This is a genomic window from Rhizobium sp. SRDI969, assembly GCF_025152725.1.
Classification (GTDB): Bacteria; Pseudomonadota; Alphaproteobacteria; order Rhizobiales; family Rhizobiaceae; genus Rhizobium; species Rhizobium leguminosarum_I.
Genome location: NZ_CP104035.1, coordinates 2,357,823 through 2,372,453 on the forward strand (window position 1 = coordinate 2,357,823; position 14,631 = coordinate 2,372,453).

Consider the following 14,631-nt stretch of genomic DNA (forward strand, 5'->3'; position numbering starts at 1 on the left):
ATGGTATCATCAGTGCCTCGGGAGATATCGCATTGGCATCGGGAAAACGAAAAGAGACGGCTCTCCTGGCGGCCCGCGCCGGCCGCTACCGCGAATATGCGACGCCGCCGGCGCTGCGACGCCATTTCAGCCACCTCTGGTCGCATGCGCGGCATGCCGGACCGCCGGCAATGGTGGCGATCGTACCGGACGGTTATTGCGATCTCCTCTGGATCGACGGCCGGCTGGTTGTCGCCGGTCCCGACAGGACGGCGGCCTTTCCCGTCATTCGGCCGGGCGCGACTGTCATTGGCGCACGTTTTGGCCGCCTGCTCGAAGGGGCCGCGCGCCATGAGGAAGAGCCCGCCCGAGAGGCTGCCGTGATCTTTGCCGCCGCCGACAGCGGCCGCGCGGCATCCGGCCTGCTCGACAGGCTCGGCATGAGCGAAAGGCAGCTGCGTCGCCGCTGCCACCATCATTTCGGCTATGGCGCAAAGACGCTGGAACGGATCCGCCGGCTCCAGCGTTTCCTCGACCTCTGCCGCAGGTCGGAGACGATGCCGCTTGCCCGCCTTGCACTCGAAGCGGGCTTTGCCGACCAGCCCCACATGACGCGCGAGGTCGGCGAGCTCTCGACGCTGACGCCCGCAGTCATTCTCGACCAGCTCAGCTTGCGGCAAAGAGCCGACTGACTGTTTTGTTCAAGACGCTGCCGGCCGGTCTGTTATTCTGACGAAACCAAATGACAGGGACCTGCAGCCGATGACGACAATGCCCGCGAAAATCATCCACCTGTCGATCGAGCGCGACTGGCGCGACGTCTATGATTTCGCCGGCAAACCGGAGAACATGCCGCTCTGGGCTTCCGGCCTTGCGACCGGCCTCGAACCGCACGGCGCCGACTGGATCGCCCACGGCGCTCTTGGCAGCGTCAAGGTGAGCTTCGTGCCTGCCAATGAATTCGGCGTGATCGATCATACAGTGACGATCGAATCCGGCCTCAGGGTCTATAATGCGCTGCGCATCGTGCCGAACGGCGATGGCTGCGAGGTCATGTTCACGCTGCTGCGCCTGCCCGGCATGACCGACGCGCAGTTTTCCGCCGATGCCGCCCATGTCGAGAAGGATCTCGCCATGCTGAAAGCCCTGATGGAGAGATAGATGGCCGAGAAGACAGAAAACCACGATCGCCGTATCGATTACGTCGAATTCAACGTCGCCGACATCGCTGCCGCCAAAGCCTTTTACGGCTCGGCCTTCGGCTGGCGTTTCACCGATTACGGCCCGAACTATTGCGAATTCGACGATGGCCGGCTGAAGGGCGGCTTTACCGATTTCGGACCGGTGCGGACGGGGGGCGGCCCGCTAGTCGTCGTCTATGCCAATGATCTGGAAGAAGTGCTGACCTCAGTCGAAAGAGCCGGCGGCACGATTTGCCGGCCGATCACCGATTTTCCCGGCGGCCGTCGCTTCCACTTCCTCGACCGCGATGGTTACGAGCTCGCCGTCTGGGCGGCGGCTTAGCCAGACTACCCAAGGAACCCGAGTTGGTCAGCTGCCTAAGGCTGCCGACCGGGATCAGGCAGCCTGCGACAGCCGATCGAGATCTTCCATGACGAGCAGGGCGCCGATCACCGTGCCGCCCGCATCGCGCAGCGGCGACATGCGACAGCGCACCTGCCGCGACCCGCCGCTGCCTGCCGAGCGCTCATAGCTATAGTCGATCTGGTCACCGGCAAAACAGGCGTCGAGCTTGTGCTTGGCGCATTCGGCAAACCGCTCCTCGCCGATGAACTCGGAAAGGTGACGGCCGATGAGTTCCATCGGCTTCCTATTGAGATGGACGCTGTTGGCCGGATTGGAATAGAGGTAGCGATAGTCCCTGGTCAGCACCGCCACGCGATCCGGCAGGCTTTCAAGGATTACCGCGTTGAGGAACTGGCCATTGTCGGTATCCGGCACATAGGCCGGCGGCGGCTCGATGCGCACATCCTGCGGCGAAGGCACGCGCCAGTCCGGCCCATGCGCCCCGAAATAGCGGTCGAGCAGATAGGAAAGCACCGACGTGTGCTCCGTAACGCTGGCGCTGTCGTCGGCATCCTGGCTGATCAGATGGCTCACAAACTGCAGTTGCATGTAAACTTCAAGCAGGTTGGCTGCCCGGCAGGCGAGGATTGCCTCGACCAGCGGCTCGACATGACGGTCGAGCGCCGTGACGCGCTGGTCGTCGCCCAGGCGTATGGCTTCCTCGATTTGCACGCAACGCAAAGAAAAAGCTCGAAAAAGCTCCAGCAAGACGCCTCCCACTCTCATTGTCCCAAGAGACGAGTCCGAAACCTCACATGGCTGCATTTCCCAAAAATGCGCCTTTCAGTAGACATTATTCGCGCCTTGGTGGTGACGGGTAACATGAAGTGCCCTCAGTTTCAATCCGAGAGCACCTGCCGCTTTTCACCGCTGATAAATGAGGGTGGACGTTTTTGCAGCATGATGCCGAAAGGGTGAGCGGTTTTCGCGCAACATCACGCTCAAACTATTATTTTAGATCATCCCGTTCTACGGCGCGAGCGTCTGCTTGATCTGCCAGCGGTCGTGATACCAGAGCCACTGGTCCGGATATTCCCGCACCCAGCTTTCCACCTTGTCGTTGAGCAGCTGGGCGGCGGCCGGCAGGTCGAGATTACCCAAGGCGTCGCGCGGCATATCCAGCCGCGGCTCGATTTCCAGCCGGTAGCGATTTCCGGGCAGCCGGATGCAGCGCGCCGGATAGACCTCGCAGTCGAACTGGCGCACCAGCTTCGGCAGCAGCGGATTGGTCTTGACGTCACGTCCGAAGAAGGTGCCCTTCAGCCCCTTGCGGAATTTCTGGTCGACCAGCACGCCCACGCCCTGGCCCGCTTCCAGCTGACGGGCAAGCGCGAAGGATGAGCCGGCATGCGACGGCACCAGCTTGCCCATCCGCGCGCTCCTGAAGTCGAACACCTTCTTGGCGACATAAGGATTGTTCGGCGGCCGAAAGAGCACCGTCACCGTCAACCCGAAGGCAGCACCCGCCACCGGCAGCAGCTCGAAATTGGCGGTATGGCCGGTAAAGACGATGAAGGGTCGCGGATTATCGCGCAGGTCGAGGAAGATCGGGACGCCCGACACCTCCACCCTGCCCGGCTCCGATTTTTCGGGATCATAGTCAAACAGCTGGTCGAGGAAGACGTATTCGGCGGCAAGCCGGCCCATATTGCCCCAGCTGGCGAGTGCGATCTCCTCGATCTCGGCCTCGCTCTTCTCAGGGAAGGCATTGCGCAGATTGGTCAGCATCAGTCTGTGGCGGCTGGTCAGCCGGCCGAGGCGGCGCATCATCCTGTCGGCGAAGCGGATCGCGCCATCGGCCGGAAACAGCTTCAGGAAATTCAGGAAGCCGAACATCACCTGCGCCACCAGCCATTGCTGGAAATTCCTGAGCGCCAGAACGATCCGGGTGATGAACAGTTTCACGCAGTCAATCCATCTTCAGGATGATCTTGCCGAAGATCTGCCGCGATTCCATCCGCTCCAGCGCCCGGTCGATATCGCTGAAGCTGACCTCGGTATCGATGACGGGATGGACGAGCCCGCGGCCCATCTTCTGCATCGCATCCGCCATGTTCTCCATGCGGCAGCCGAAGGAGCCGAAGAGCTTCAGCTGCTGCTGGAACAGCATCATCAGGTTCATCTCTGTGGAAACGCCCGAGGTCGAGCCGCAGGTGACGAGGCGCCCGCCGCGCTTCATGCAGAGCATCGAGCCCGCCCAGGTGTCCTTGCCGACATGTTCGAAGACGACGTCGACGCCCTTCTTCTTGGTGAGTTTGCGCACCACGCCCTCGAAACGGTCGGTGCGGTAGTTGATGACGTGATCGGCGCCAAGCGCCTTGGCCCTCTCGATCTTATCGTCCGAACCGACCGTGGTGATGACGGTGCAGCCGATCTTCTTGGCGAGCTGGATCGCCGCCGTGCCGATGCCGGAGCCGCCGGCATGGACGAGGATCGTCTCACCCGGCTCAAGCTTGGCATTGTCGAACAGCATATGCTCGACCGTGCCGAAGGTGACGGGCGCTAGCGCCGCGCCGATCGCGTCGACGCCGGGAGGGGCCGGCACCAGCAGGCGCGCCGGCAGGTTGACCTTCTCCTGCGCAAAGCCGTCAAGATGGAAGCCGTGCACGCCGGAGACATGTTCGCAGAGATTGTCGCGGCCTTCGCGGCAGGGGCGGCAGAGGCCACAGGTGCGCGCGCCATAAATCGCCACCAGCTGGCCCGGCAGCACATTCGCGACGCCCGGTCCGATCGCTTCGACGACGCCGGAAGCTTCCGCACCGATGACCAGCGGCATCTTGCGCTTGGCAAATGCCATGCCGCGCCAGCCCCAGACGTCGATATGGTTGAGCGCCACCGCCTTGACGCGCAGCGTCACCTCGCCGGCACCTGGGGCATCCGGTTCCGGCAGATCGGTGATCTCAAGCTTGCGGTCGTCGATCAGTTGCAAAGCGCGCATGGCAAAATCCCTCGCCTTGAAGGCGTTCTTCTTGTCATAAAAATTGTCGGGAACCGCTTAAGCCGGTTCGAGCGCCATGACAAGGCTGGCATTCTGCCCGCCGAAGCCGAAGGAATTGGAAAGCACGGCTGAAACCTGAGCTTCCCGCTTCTTGTTCGGCACGACATCGAGAACGATCGAAGGATCGGGGTTGTTGTAGTTGATGGTCGGCGGCAGCGTTCCGGTCAACATCGTCTGCAGCGAGAACACTGCCTCGACGGCGCCCGCCGCCGTCAGCGTGTGGCCGATCATCGACTTGTTCGACGAAACCGGAATGCCGACGATCCGTTCGCCGAAGACGGCGGACATCGCCCCATACTCCATCTTGTCGTTCTCCGGCGTCGAGGTGCCGTGCGCATTGATGTAACCGATGCCGCTCTCGTCGATGCCGGCATCGGCAAGCGCCGCGCGGATCGTCGCGATTGCCGGGCCGCCATCGGGCGAAGACCGGGTGCGGTGGAAGCTGTCGGCCTTGTCGCCGGCGCCCTTCATGATGCCGAGCACTTTGGCGCCGCGGGCGACTGCTGATTCCAGCGATTCCAGCACCAGGGTCGCAGCACCTTCGGCGATGACGAAGCCGTCACGATCCTTGCTGAATGGCTTGGAAGCTTTGGGCGGCGGATCGTTCTGCGTCGAAAGGGCTGAGAGCAGCGAGAAGCGGATCAGAGCTTCGGCACTCAGCGACCCGTCGGTCGCGACCGTCAGCGCGCGATCCGTGCGGCCCTGGCGGATTGCCTCGATGCCGAGCTGGATCGCCGTGACGCCGGAGGCGCAGGCGGTCGACAGCGTCACGGGCAGGCCGCGGGTGCCGAACCGGTCGGCAAGGCGCTCGGAAATAGCGCCGAACAGTGCTGCCTCATGGAAGGCCGGGTCCGGACGCTGGCGCAGCGCCGTCAGGAATCGCTCATAAGCGTCACCCGGATGGTCGGAGCCCGGCGAACGGTCGGCAAGTTCGAAGCGCGCGCTCCACTCCGGCTCGATCGGCGGAGCGGCGAGGAATAGCGGGCCGTTGAAATCGCCGGAAAGGCCGGCATCGGCGAGCGCCTCGATCGTCGTTTCGCGGGCAAAGGCATAGGAGCGCTCGACGGCGTTCGGCACCGGGATGCCGATGAAATCGACGGTGCCGGCGATCCGCGTCGACAGGCCCTCGGTCGGGAAGCGGTTGATCTCGTGGATGCCCGACGTGCCAGACGAAAGCGCTGCCCAGTTGTCGCTGAGGCCCTGACCGAGCGAGGTGATGATGCCCATGCCGGTAACAGCCACGATCGGACGGCCGAGGTGATCTCTATAAACGGAAGCTGTCATATCTCTCACTCCTCACGCATCTGCGGAAAGAACGGCAACGCCCTCGCCGCGCTGGTGTCCGACCGTGGTCACGACGGCGGCGGTGGCGCCTGCCCGCATCGGCGCCTCATGGGCGGCATCGAAGGGCGGAACCTTGACCTTGCCATCGACGGCAAGGGCTGCGAGCGCCAGACCGAGCGTGAACTGCGTCTCGATCGTATGGCCGGTGACCCCGCCGAAGCCGCGGATCGCAACGTCGGGCAATTGATGTTCGAGCACCGCCCGCTCGCGAGCGGCAAGATCGTGCATGCCGGTCGATCCGGAAAAAATCGCCGTGCTCTCAGTGGCAAGCCCTGCAGCCGGTGCCAAAAGCCGCTCCAGCCGAACTTCGAGATTGCCGGAATTGCGGTTGCCGCGGTCGCCCTCGACCGCGTCGATGACGGCATAGATATGGGCGCCGCGGGCTCCAGCGTGTTTGCGCGATTCCAGCACCAGGAAGGCGCCTGCCGAACCGGTGATCATACCGCCGCCGTCGCTCAGCTTGCGCGACCAGAGCGGCACCCAGTCGCCGCGCGCATGAGCGCCGATCGCCTCGGTGAGCAGGATCATGTCAGGCCGCTCGGCCGCGAAGGCGCCTCCAACAAGTGCATGCGAGGATTCGCCTGATTTGATGCGGTAGAAGGCGGTCTCGACGGCGGATATGCCGGCTGCTTCCTCGCCCATGAAGGTGCGCGACGAACCGGTAACCTTGTGCACGATGGAGATATTGCCGGCGAGCAGGTTGGAAAGCTGGGCGAGGAACAGAGTCGGCCTCAGCTCGGTCGTCAGCTTCTCGTTTAGCAGCAATTCGCGGTCATTGCGCTTCAGCGCCTCATCGACGATCAATGTGTCGACATTGATATCGCGCTCGCCGCCGCCGGCCGCCACGATCATATCCATCGTGCCGCAGGCCTCGATATCGTCCTTGAAGCCGGCATCGTCGAGCGCAAGGCCGGCGGCGAAAACGCCGATGCGCTGCCAGTTCTCCATCTGCCGCTGGTCGCCGCGTTTGGCGATCTGCTGTGACCAGTCGATCTCGGGCAGCGGATGCACCGGGTAGGGCTTGAACTTCTCGGTCTCGACGATCGCCTTCGGGCTGCTTGCGGACGAAAGCAGCGCGATATGCGCATCCTTGCCGACGCCCTGACAGGTGACGATGCCGATGCCCGAGATGACGACGTCGTTTGCAGCCTTGCTCATCCAATCACTCCCTGCGCCGCGATCGCTTCGAGAAGCCCGATCTCGCCGGCACGTTTCTTCACGATATCGCCGAGCGGCACCTCGGAAAACGGCATGGTGCGCAGTTTCAATTGCGCATCGCAGACCTTCTTGCCGCCGCTGGTGATCTTAGCCTTGGTGACCGCGAAACCCGAACCGTCATGCTCGAGCACCGCCTCGATGTCGAGCACGGCTTCCGGTTCGACGAAAGTGCGCATCTTGGCGCCGTCGACCGTCATCAGGAAAGGCATGGCGGCAAAATTGGTGACGGCAAGCACCAGCATGCCGGAGGCCTGCGCCATGGTCTCGATCAGGAGCACGCCGGGAACGAGCGGCATGCCGGGAAAATGACCCTCGAAGACGGGGCTCTTGGCCGGCACGACGGATCGCGCCTTAAGCGTGCCCTTCTTCAGGTCCACCGCTTCGACGCGGTCAATCATCTGGAAATATTCCAGCAGCATTCGGATCCTCCGGCCCGACAGGCCAGATCCGCCCGCCGGTGATGCCTAAAGCGCATCTGGTTCGCACTTTAGGTCTTTGTTTTTATGCATGCCGTTGTCCCAAAACCGCTGCGCACTTTTGGGCGGCACGCACTAGTTAGGAACGAAACCGCCCGGCCGCCATATTCACGGCGGCAGGGCGTTCAAAAAAGACGGTTATGTCGCTCAGGCCTTGGCTGCTTTGAGCTCGTCAATCTTGGCGCAGAGGTTCTTCAGCACGAAGTATTCTTCGGTGGAAACCTTGCCTTCGTTGACTTCCTGCGTCCACTTTTCGAGCGGGATCTTGATGCCGAATTCCTTGTCGATCGCAAAGACGATGTCGAGGAAATCGAGGCTATCGATACCGAGGTCGTCGATCGTATGGCTCTCCGGCGTGATCGTCGCGCGGTCGATCTCGCTGGTTTCTGCAATAATGTCGGCAACTTTATCGAATGTAGCGGTCACGCGCTGTACCTCATGAAATGACGATTTAAACCCCCTCATAGGCAAATCCATTTCAAAAGCCAATGCTTTCGTCCCGGCGTCGCGGCAATTTGCCGGCTGGGTGTTGCCTAAACAGCAATGGAATGCCGGCATTTGCCGTCACCCGAACAGGCGTCGAAGCGGAAGGCGAGGCCTCTGTGGAAGGTCCGCCCGCCGGCAGATCGGAGAAGCCGTCCGAATCAAACCCATGGATGGCCCTCGCACCGGGGCAAGCGCGGTTCCCGACAAAACCCACGGGCGGGCATGCTTTGATCTAGATCAAACAGCGATCCCGGCAAAATTGATAATCCTCAAGCGGCGCTGGGGCATGCTGGCGATGCCGGACGCGCCAGTCGTGCCAGCCATACGAGATTTCAAAAGGGATCAGGACATGGATATTGCCCGCAGCGAGCCTTTCGAGACCGGCACTCCCGTCGCTTGCGCTTCCTGCCAGGCGCGGCACGGCGCCGTCTGCGGCGCCCTGTCGAGCGGTCAATTGAGAGAGCTCAACCGCCACTCTCTGCGCCGCAAGATCGGGGCCGGCTGCGAGATCATCGCCCAAGGGTCGGAAAGCTCTTTCTATTCGAACATCGTGCGCGGGGTGGTGAAGCTCTGCAAGGTGATGCAGGACGGGCGCCAGCAGATCGTCGGCCTGCAATTCGCCCCAGATTTCGTCGGCAGACCCTTCATCCGTGAAAGCTCGCTGTCGGCTGAGGCTGCGACCGATGCCGAAATCTGCGTCTTTCCCCGCAACCTGCTCGACCGGATGATATCTGAGACGCCGGACCTGCAGCGCAGTCTGCACGATCAGGCGCTAAAGGAGCTGGACGCCGCGCGCGAATGGATGCTGACCCTCGGCCGGCGCACCGCAGGCGAGAAAGTCGCAAGCCTGCTTTACCTGATCGCCACACACGCCGAACCGCAGACCGCCACGAGCACCGATTTCGACCTGCCGCTGTCCCGCGCCGAGATTGCCGATTTTCTGGGGATAACGATCGAAACCGTCAGCCGCCAGATGACCAGGCTGCGCAAGAGCGGCGTCATTCGAATCGAGAACTTCCGACATATCATCGTGCCCGACATGGATGAGCTGGAGCGAATGATCAGCGCATAGAACGCGGATCCGGGATCAGCGCGCAAAACGGATCAGATGCCGAATTCGGGGTCTGGCGCCGAGCCGAGATCAGCGCGTGATCACGACGCGGGTATTGGCAAGGCCGGCCTGTCGCGCCAGCGAGAAAAACTGGGCGGCGTTATCGGGATGCAGGCGAACGCAGCCATGCGAGGCCGGCGTACCCAGACGCTTCAAATCGAAGGTGGCGTGAACGGCGTAACCGCCGTTGAAGAACACTGCAAACGGCATCGGCGCATTGTCGTATTTGCGCGAGCGATGATCGCGCGACAGCCACTTGGCGCTCCACGAACCGGTTGGCGTGACATAGCCGTTGCGCGCCGTCGAAACCTTCCAGCGATACTTGACGAAGCCGTTCTCGGAAACGGTCATCATCTGGTTGCCGATGCTGACATTGGCGACCAGCGTTGCTGCCTCAGCGGCAACGGGAGAAAACTGCAGCAATAAACTTGCGGCCGCGGCCGCCAAAATCGTCTTCATCATAACCCCTCTTCGAACTCGCGCAGCTTAATTGCGCCCTCACGAAAGAGAGACTACGGCAATACTTATTATATTGCTTTAATCCGAATGGTAATCACAATTATAACGAGCGAAAAAGCGGGAGCTGGCGCCGGAAGACAGCGGCGCCTGCCTCACTGGAGTTTGCGCGCCGCCGAAGGCTTCTTGAGTCCTTGGTAGGCCTTGTTCATCTTCTCGCGGATCGAGGCCATCGTGCCGAGATTATGCCCGCAGGCCGCACACGTGATGATGTCGGTCTCCCGGATCTCGGGCCGCTCGAACTTCATCTTGGTGCTCTTGCACTTCGGGCACGGTAATTCAACCTGAACTGTCATCGCTCTGCTTCCGGTCTGATGGAGATATGAGGCGTTTCGCATAAACGTTTGAGCGGGAGCTGTCTACCGGGGAGCGTGCCGTGTGAGCCCCCTCTGCCCTGCCGGGCATCTCCCCCACAGGTGGGGAGATTGGCTGGACGCACCGGCTTCCCCAAACAACTGGTGTCACAGCAGGGCGAAACCGTAAAGGGGCACGAAGTTCAAGCCACTTGTGATCTCCCCACCTGTGGGGGAGATGCCCGGCAGGGCAGAGGGGGGTACCACGGCACACCCTACATCCCGTATGCACGGCACGACCCTACAGAAAACACAGAAACAGCCCGAACGTAATGCCCGCAAGCACCATGCAACTGGCATAAAACACCGATACGCCGTCCTCGACGTCGCCCGACGTCGCCATGTCGCGGCCGGCGTCGTTGATCATCGGTTCGCGCACGATGACGCCGCCATAGATGCGCGGCCCGGCGAGCTGGACGTTCAGCGCGCCAGCCATGGCCGCCTCCGGCCGGCCGGAATTCGGCGAGCGGTGCAAGGCCCCGTCGCGCATCGCCACGCGGATCGCCTCACGGCCGGCGCTTGTTCCCCGCCGGATCCAGGCGCCGCCGGCAATCAGCAGGATGGAGAGGCGCGCGGCCGGCCAGTTGGCGACGTCGTCGAGCCGGGCGGCAGCCCAGCCGAAGTCGATGTATTTTTCCGACTTATGGCCGATCATCGAATCCGCCGTGTTCAGCATCTTGTAGGCGAAGAGCCCCGGCAGGCCGAAGACGGCATACCAGAGCGCCGGCGCAACGACGCCGTCGGAGAAATTCTCGGCGAGGCTTTCGATCGCCGCGCGGCAGACGGCTGGCTCGTCCAGCGTCTCGGGATCGCGTCCGACGACGCGGGAGACGGCGGCCCGCCCGCCGGCAAGCCCCTCGTCGCGCAGCGCGAGGGCAACGGCCGCGACGTGATCGGCAAGGCTTTTCTGCGCCAGGAAGATCGCCACCAGCCCGGTCTCCAGCAAGATGCCGACAAGGCCGAACAGCGCGAAGAACCGGTTGAACACAAAGCCTGCGGCCACCGTCAAAAGAAGCAGCGCCAGGATGGCGGCGATACCGTTCATTCGGCGTTGCGAGCTCGTGAGGCTTGCTGGGTTGAGCTGCCGGTCGGCATAGGAGATCGCCGCGCCGAAGACGACGACGGGATGCGGCATCCGCGACCACAGCCATTGCGGATCGCCGACGATCCGGTCGAGCAGCAGCGCCAGAAGCAGTACGAGAAGGTTTTCGTCGATCGTCATCGCTCAAATCTCTGAAGGGCTTCGCCAAGCCGCCTGTCTGCCGCCGGATCGGGAGTCAGCCCGAAACGCAGCCAATTCGGCGCATACTCGAACTTGCGGACGAGAATATGATGGCGGCAGAGATGCATGTAAATGTCGCCGGCTCTCGCATCGGCGACAAGGGTGAAGAGTGCCGTTCCTCCAGCCATCCGCACCCCCCCGCCCTTCAGCACCGCATGCTGGCCGGTGCAACGTTCATTGATGCGGCTGCGGATAGCAGAAACGTCCGATCGCAGCAGCGAACCGGCAATCGAAAGGGCCGGTCCGGAGACCGCCCAAGGTCCGAGCCAGTCTTCGAAACGCACGAGAATATCGCCGCGCGCAATCGCAAAGCCGAGCCGGAGGCCGGCAAGTCCAAAGAACTTGCCAAAGGAGCGGAAGATGATGAGATTGGTAAGCTGCGGCGCACGGGATGCAAGACTGAGCGCTGGATCCGTATCACCGAAGGCTTCATCGACGACGAGAAGCCCGCCTGCTGCCTTCATCCTGTCGTGCAGAGCAATCAGTGTTTCGGCCGGCCATACCCGTCCGTCAGGATTGTTCGGATTGACGACGACGGCCAGCCTATGCTCGATCCCGATCGCGGCGAGATTATCGACAGCGTCGACGGTAAAGCCGCCCGAGGTGAAGGCGCGCGCATACTCGCCATAGGTTGGCGACACCACGGCGATCCTATCGTCCGTCACGGCGATCCTGTTGTCCGTCACATCGACTTGCTCATCCGCGACGCCAACCAGCCTGCCCGCCTCGACCAGGCGTGGCAGAAGCTGGATCACCGATTGTGTGCCGGGCACTGGTAGCGGCAGAATCTCGCCGCTGCCGTAGTGGTCGCGCGCCGCGCGCCTTGCCTCATCGACGAGGTGCCTGTCCGGCAGGCGGTGCCAGGCTTGCGCCGGAATGTCAGGCAGCGCGACGGGGCACGGATTGATGCCTGTGGAAAGATCGAGCCAGTCTTCCGGCCTGCCGCCGAAGGCGGCGGCAGCGGCGGTGATGCCGCCGCCATGCGCGATCGGTGCGCTCATGCGGAGGCTCCGGCAAGGTCGATCAGATGCATGTAGGAGCCCGCCACCTGCTCGCGCCGCAGCCCGGCCATGCCGAGATCGGTTCCGAGCGCATCCTGTACCTGAAACAGCCGCTTGCCCTCGCCCTCTGAGACGACGCTGGAATAGTGGAATTCATGGGCCGTCATCATCCGTGCGAAGAAGGCGCCGTCGAGCGGCACAACTCGGCGATAGCCGAGATGGCGCTTTCGCTCCGCATAGCTGGTGACGACGGGCAGCAGGCCGAGCATCTGATGGCGCTTGCTCTCCGCATCGATCAACCCGTCGCCGAGCACCATGTAGCCGCCGCACTCGCCGTAGATCCGGATGTCGCGCGCTGCCGCATCGAGCATGCCGGCGCGGAAATTCTGCGCCTCTGCCAGCCGTCCGGCATGCAGCTCGGGATAACCGCCGGGCAGATAGATCGCATCGGCATCGCCAGCCGGCGCCTCGTCGGCGAGCGGCGAGAAAAAAGAGATCGCAGCACCCCGGCGGCGCCAGCCGAGCAGCATATGCTCGTAGGAAAAGGCAAAGGCGACATCGCGGGCCACGGCGATGCGTGCGCCCAGCGGCGGTAGCCGGTCGATATTGGCGGCCGATGGCCGGTTGAGCCCCTGCTTTGCAATGCGCAGCAGGAATTCGAAATTGCATTCCTCGGAGACCGCATCCGCCGCATGGTCGATGAAAGCGTCGAGCGTAGCATGTTCGCCGGCCTGGACCAGCCCGAGATGCCGCTCCGGCAAAGAAAGCCCTTTGTCGCTGCCGATGACGGCGATGACGGGCATGCGGATAGCCTCCAGCGCCTGTCGCAGCATCGCTTCGTGGCGGCCGCTGCCGACCTTGTTGAGGATGACGCCGGCGACGCGGACATCGGCACGGAAACCGGCAAAACCGGAAACCAGCGGCGCCACCGACTGCGACATGCGCGAGGCGTCGACGACCAACACCACCGAAAGCCCGAGCTGAGCGGCAAGGTCGGCCGCAGTTCCCCTTCCGTCGGCGGCTCCGTCGAAAAGCCCCATCATCGCCTCGATGACGAGGATGCGGTCGCCGGAGCGGTGAAGCGCGGCATTGGCCGAGATCAATTCCCCACGCATCGCCCATGGGTCGAAATTCAGGCAGAGCGTGCCGCTCGCCGCCGCATGGAAGGCGGGATCGATATAGTCGGGGCCGGCTTTGCCGGGCGCGACCGCAATGCCGCGCCGGCGAAGCGCTCGGAGCAACCCGAGCGTTACCATCGTCTTGCCTGCGCCGGAGGAAGGGGCTGCGATCAGGAGGCCGCTCATGCCCGCACCTTGCCGGACCGGCGAAACGGATCGGGCTGCAGCCGCCGTCCAGCGAGTGCGCCGAGCCAGTCGAGCGAGGCCCTCAGCCGCACCACCTCGCCGACGACGACCACCGCCGGCGGCTCCAGCCCGGAGACAGCAACGGCCTCGGTCGCCTCTCCAAGCGTCGTCTCCAGCACCTGCTGCCGGCCAGTGGCGGCATTGCAGACGAAGGCGACGGGTTCTGATGGCGGCCGGCCGGCGGCCATCAGGCGGGCGCTGATCTCGGCGATATGCTTCATCGCCATGTACATGACGATGACGGGTGAGCCACGGCCGATTGCCTCCCAGTTGATCCGGTCAGGCACGATGCCGGAGGAATCATGGCCGGTGAGGAAGGTCACGGCATGGTTGATGTCGCGATGCGTCACCGGGATGCCGGCATAGGCAAGCCCGCCGATGCCGGCGGTGATGCCGGGCACGATGCGGAAAGGAACGTTGTGCTCGACCAGCGTCAGCGCCTCTTCGCCGCCGCGGCCGAAAACGAAGGGATCGCCGCCCTTCAGCCGCAGCACCCGCTTGCCGGCGCGCGCAAGTTCCACAAGCCGCAACGAGATATCGCGCTGTTTCGCCGAAGGCTTGCCGCCGCGTTTACCGGCATATTCCACCAGCGTTTCCGGCCGCGCCAGCGCCAGGCATTCCTGGTTGACCAGCGCATCGTGGACGATGACGTCGGCCTCGGAAAGCCCCTTGGCGGCTAGCAGCGTCAAAAGGCCGGGATCGCCGGGACCGGCGCCGACGAGCCAGACGCTGCCCGGCTCCAGCGCCGGAAGATGGGAGAATGCGGCATCGATCATTCTGCTGATCTAGGCCCCGCAAAGGGCAAGGTCAACGCCGCGCCCATCACCTCACTTGAAGTTGCTGAGATTGATATGACTCACTTTGCGAAGAGGCGGATTCGAATTCTCGAAAAACCCGCACAACAATCTGAATATAT

Annotated in this window: 17 protein-coding genes; 4 read left to right on the forward strand and 13 right to left on the reverse strand. The window is 63.1% G+C overall.

Going from position 1 to position 14,631, the window contains the following annotated elements; genetic code table 11:
* The first annotated feature begins 32 nt into the window (after positions 1-32).
* The 3 genes from N2A41_RS11845 (at position 33) to N2A41_RS11855 (ending at position 1,503) form a co-directional block, all read left to right on the forward strand.
* Positions 33-671 (forward strand): AraC family transcriptional regulator, encoded by a 639-nt coding sequence (locus N2A41_RS11845; RefSeq protein ID WP_260111009.1) that lies wholly within the window; start codon positions 33-35, stop codon positions 669-671.
* Between the two features lie 70 nt (positions 672-741).
* Positions 742-1,140, forward strand: coding sequence for a polyketide cyclase (locus tag N2A41_RS11850; RefSeq protein WP_018480786.1), 399 nt, complete (start codon positions 742-744; stop codon positions 1,138-1,140).
* On the forward strand, positions 1,141-1,503 hold the full coding sequence (locus tag N2A41_RS11855) for a VOC family protein (RefSeq protein WP_017964658.1): 363 nt from the start codon (positions 1,141-1,143) through the stop codon (positions 1,501-1,503). It begins immediately after the preceding gene.
* Between the two features lie 54 nt (positions 1,504-1,557).
* Here N2A41_RS11855 and N2A41_RS11860 read toward each other — a convergent pair whose 3' ends face one another.
* The 7 genes from N2A41_RS11860 to N2A41_RS11890 all read right to left on the reverse strand — a co-directional run bounded on the left by N2A41_RS11860 (position 1,558) and on the right by N2A41_RS11890 (position 8,028).
* Positions 1,558-2,274 carry a PAS domain-containing protein gene (locus N2A41_RS11860; protein WP_260111010.1) on the reverse strand — a complete coding sequence of 239 codons (717 nt, stop codon included), beginning with the start codon at positions 2,272-2,274 and terminating at the stop codon, positions 1,558-1,560.
* A 261-nt stretch (positions 2,275-2,535) separates the two neighbouring features.
* A complete protein-coding gene (locus tag N2A41_RS11865; protein WP_260111011.1) occupies positions 2,536-3,471 on the reverse strand; it encodes a lipid A biosynthesis lauroyl acyltransferase in 936 nt (311 codons plus the stop codon).
* 4 nt (positions 3,472-3,475) lie between these two features.
* Positions 3,476-4,504 (reverse strand): zinc-binding dehydrogenase, encoded by a 1,029-nt coding sequence (locus N2A41_RS11870; RefSeq protein ID WP_138390969.1) that lies wholly within the window; start codon positions 4,502-4,504, stop codon positions 3,476-3,478.
* Between the two features lie 57 nt (positions 4,505-4,561).
* Positions 4,562-5,848, reverse strand: coding sequence for a beta-ketoacyl-ACP synthase (locus N2A41_RS11875; RefSeq protein ID WP_260111012.1), 1,287 nt, complete (start codon positions 5,846-5,848; stop codon positions 4,562-4,564).
* A 12-nt stretch (positions 5,849-5,860) separates the two neighbouring features.
* Entirely contained in the window at positions 5,861-7,066 is a 1,206-nt protein-coding gene (locus N2A41_RS11880; RefSeq protein WP_260111013.1) for a beta-ketoacyl-ACP synthase, read from the reverse strand.
* Positions 7,063-7,545: a 3-hydroxyacyl-ACP dehydratase FabZ family protein gene (locus N2A41_RS11885; RefSeq protein ID WP_003540474.1), complete on the reverse strand. Its 483-nt coding sequence runs from the start codon at positions 7,543-7,545 to the stop codon at positions 7,063-7,065. Before N2A41_RS11885 ends, N2A41_RS11880 begins: the two co-directional genes overlap by 4 nt.
* A 204-nt stretch (positions 7,546-7,749) precedes the next feature.
* Positions 7,750-8,028 (reverse strand): acyl carrier protein, encoded by a 279-nt coding sequence (locus N2A41_RS11890; RefSeq protein WP_003540486.1) that lies wholly within the window; start codon positions 8,026-8,028, stop codon positions 7,750-7,752.
* 409 nt (positions 8,029-8,437) lie between these two features.
* On the opposite strand from N2A41_RS11890, the gene N2A41_RS11895 reads away from it, so the two are divergent.
* On the forward strand, positions 8,438-9,160 hold the full coding sequence (locus tag N2A41_RS11895) for a Crp/Fnr family transcriptional regulator (protein ID WP_260111014.1): 723 nt from the start codon (positions 8,438-8,440) through the stop codon (positions 9,158-9,160).
* A gap of 69 nt (positions 9,161-9,229) precedes the next feature.
* Here N2A41_RS11895 and N2A41_RS11900 read toward each other — a convergent pair whose 3' ends face one another.
* The 6 genes from N2A41_RS11900 to cobA form a co-directional block, all read right to left on the reverse strand.
* Positions 9,230-9,661, reverse strand: a complete 432-nt coding sequence (locus N2A41_RS11900; protein ID WP_222387544.1) for a L,D-transpeptidase — start codon at positions 9,659-9,661, stop codon at positions 9,230-9,232.
* A gap of 149 nt (positions 9,662-9,810) precedes the next feature.
* Positions 9,811-10,011, reverse strand: coding sequence for an ECs_2282 family putative zinc-binding protein (locus tag N2A41_RS11905; RefSeq protein ID WP_018074603.1), 201 nt, complete (start codon positions 10,009-10,011; stop codon positions 9,811-9,813).
* Positions 10,012-10,309: 298 nt separating this feature from the next.
* On the reverse strand, positions 10,310-11,290 hold the full coding sequence (gene cbiB, locus N2A41_RS11910) for an adenosylcobinamide-phosphate synthase CbiB (RefSeq protein WP_260111015.1): 981 nt from the start codon (positions 11,288-11,290) through the stop codon (positions 10,310-10,312).
* Positions 11,287-12,351 carry a threonine-phosphate decarboxylase gene (locus N2A41_RS11915; RefSeq protein ID WP_260111016.1) on the reverse strand — a complete coding sequence of 355 codons (1,065 nt, stop codon included), beginning with the start codon at positions 12,349-12,351 and terminating at the stop codon, positions 11,287-11,289. Before N2A41_RS11915 ends, cbiB begins: the two co-directional genes overlap by 4 nt.
* Positions 12,348-13,655 (reverse strand): cobyrinate a,c-diamide synthase, encoded by a 1,308-nt coding sequence (locus N2A41_RS11920; RefSeq protein WP_260111017.1) that lies wholly within the window; start codon positions 13,653-13,655, stop codon positions 12,348-12,350. Before N2A41_RS11920 ends, N2A41_RS11915 begins: the two co-directional genes overlap by 4 nt.
* A complete protein-coding gene (gene cobA / locus N2A41_RS11925; RefSeq protein ID WP_260111018.1) occupies positions 13,652-14,491 on the reverse strand; it encodes a uroporphyrinogen-III C-methyltransferase in 840 nt (279 codons plus the stop codon). Before cobA ends, N2A41_RS11920 begins: the two co-directional genes overlap by 4 nt.
* Between the last annotated feature and the right edge of the window lie 140 nt (positions 14,492-14,631).

Excerpts from the sequence above, each read along its gene's own strand:
- N2A41_RS11850 (WP_018480786.1), top strand. The coding sequence starts at position 742 with ATGACGACAATGCCCGCGAAAATCATCCACCTGTCGATCGAGCGCGAC.
- N2A41_RS11855 (WP_017964658.1), top strand. The coding sequence starts at position 1,141 with ATGGCCGAGAAGACAGAAAACCACGATCGCCGTATCGATTACGTCGAA.
- N2A41_RS11870 (WP_138390969.1), bottom strand. The coding sequence starts at position 4,504 with ATGCGCGCTTTGCAACTGATCGACGACCGCAAGCTTGAGATCACCGAT.
- N2A41_RS11875 (WP_260111012.1), bottom strand. The coding sequence starts at position 5,848 with ATGACAGCTTCCGTTTATAGAGATCACCTCGGCCGTCCGATCGTGGCT.
- N2A41_RS11880 (WP_260111013.1), bottom strand. The coding sequence starts at position 7,066 with ATGAGCAAGGCTGCAAACGACGTCGTCATCTCGGGCATCGGCATCGTC.
- N2A41_RS11885 (WP_003540474.1), bottom strand. The coding sequence starts at position 7,545 with ATGCTGCTGGAATATTTCCAGATGATTGACCGCGTCGAAGCGGTGGAC.
- N2A41_RS11895 (WP_260111014.1), top strand. The coding sequence starts at position 8,438 with ATGGATATTGCCCGCAGCGAGCCTTTCGAGACCGGCACTCCCGTCGCT.
- N2A41_RS11900 (WP_222387544.1), bottom strand. The coding sequence starts at position 9,661 with ATGATGAAGACGATTTTGGCGGCCGCGGCCGCAAGTTTATTGCTGCAG.
- N2A41_RS11905 (WP_018074603.1), bottom strand. The coding sequence starts at position 10,011 with ATGACAGTTCAGGTTGAATTACCGTGCCCGAAGTGCAAGAGCACCAAG.
- cbiB (WP_260111015.1), bottom strand. The coding sequence starts at position 11,290 with ATGACGATCGACGAAAACCTTCTCGTACTGCTTCTGGCGCTGCTGCTC.
- N2A41_RS11915 (WP_260111016.1), bottom strand. The coding sequence starts at position 12,351 with ATGAGCGCACCGATCGCGCATGGCGGCGGCATCACCGCCGCTGCCGCC.
- N2A41_RS11920 (WP_260111017.1), bottom strand. The coding sequence starts at position 13,655 with ATGAGCGGCCTCCTGATCGCAGCCCCTTCCTCCGGCGCAGGCAAGACG.
- cobA (WP_260111018.1), bottom strand. The coding sequence starts at position 14,491 with ATGATCGATGCCGCATTCTCCCATCTTCCGGCGCTGGAGCCGGGCAGC.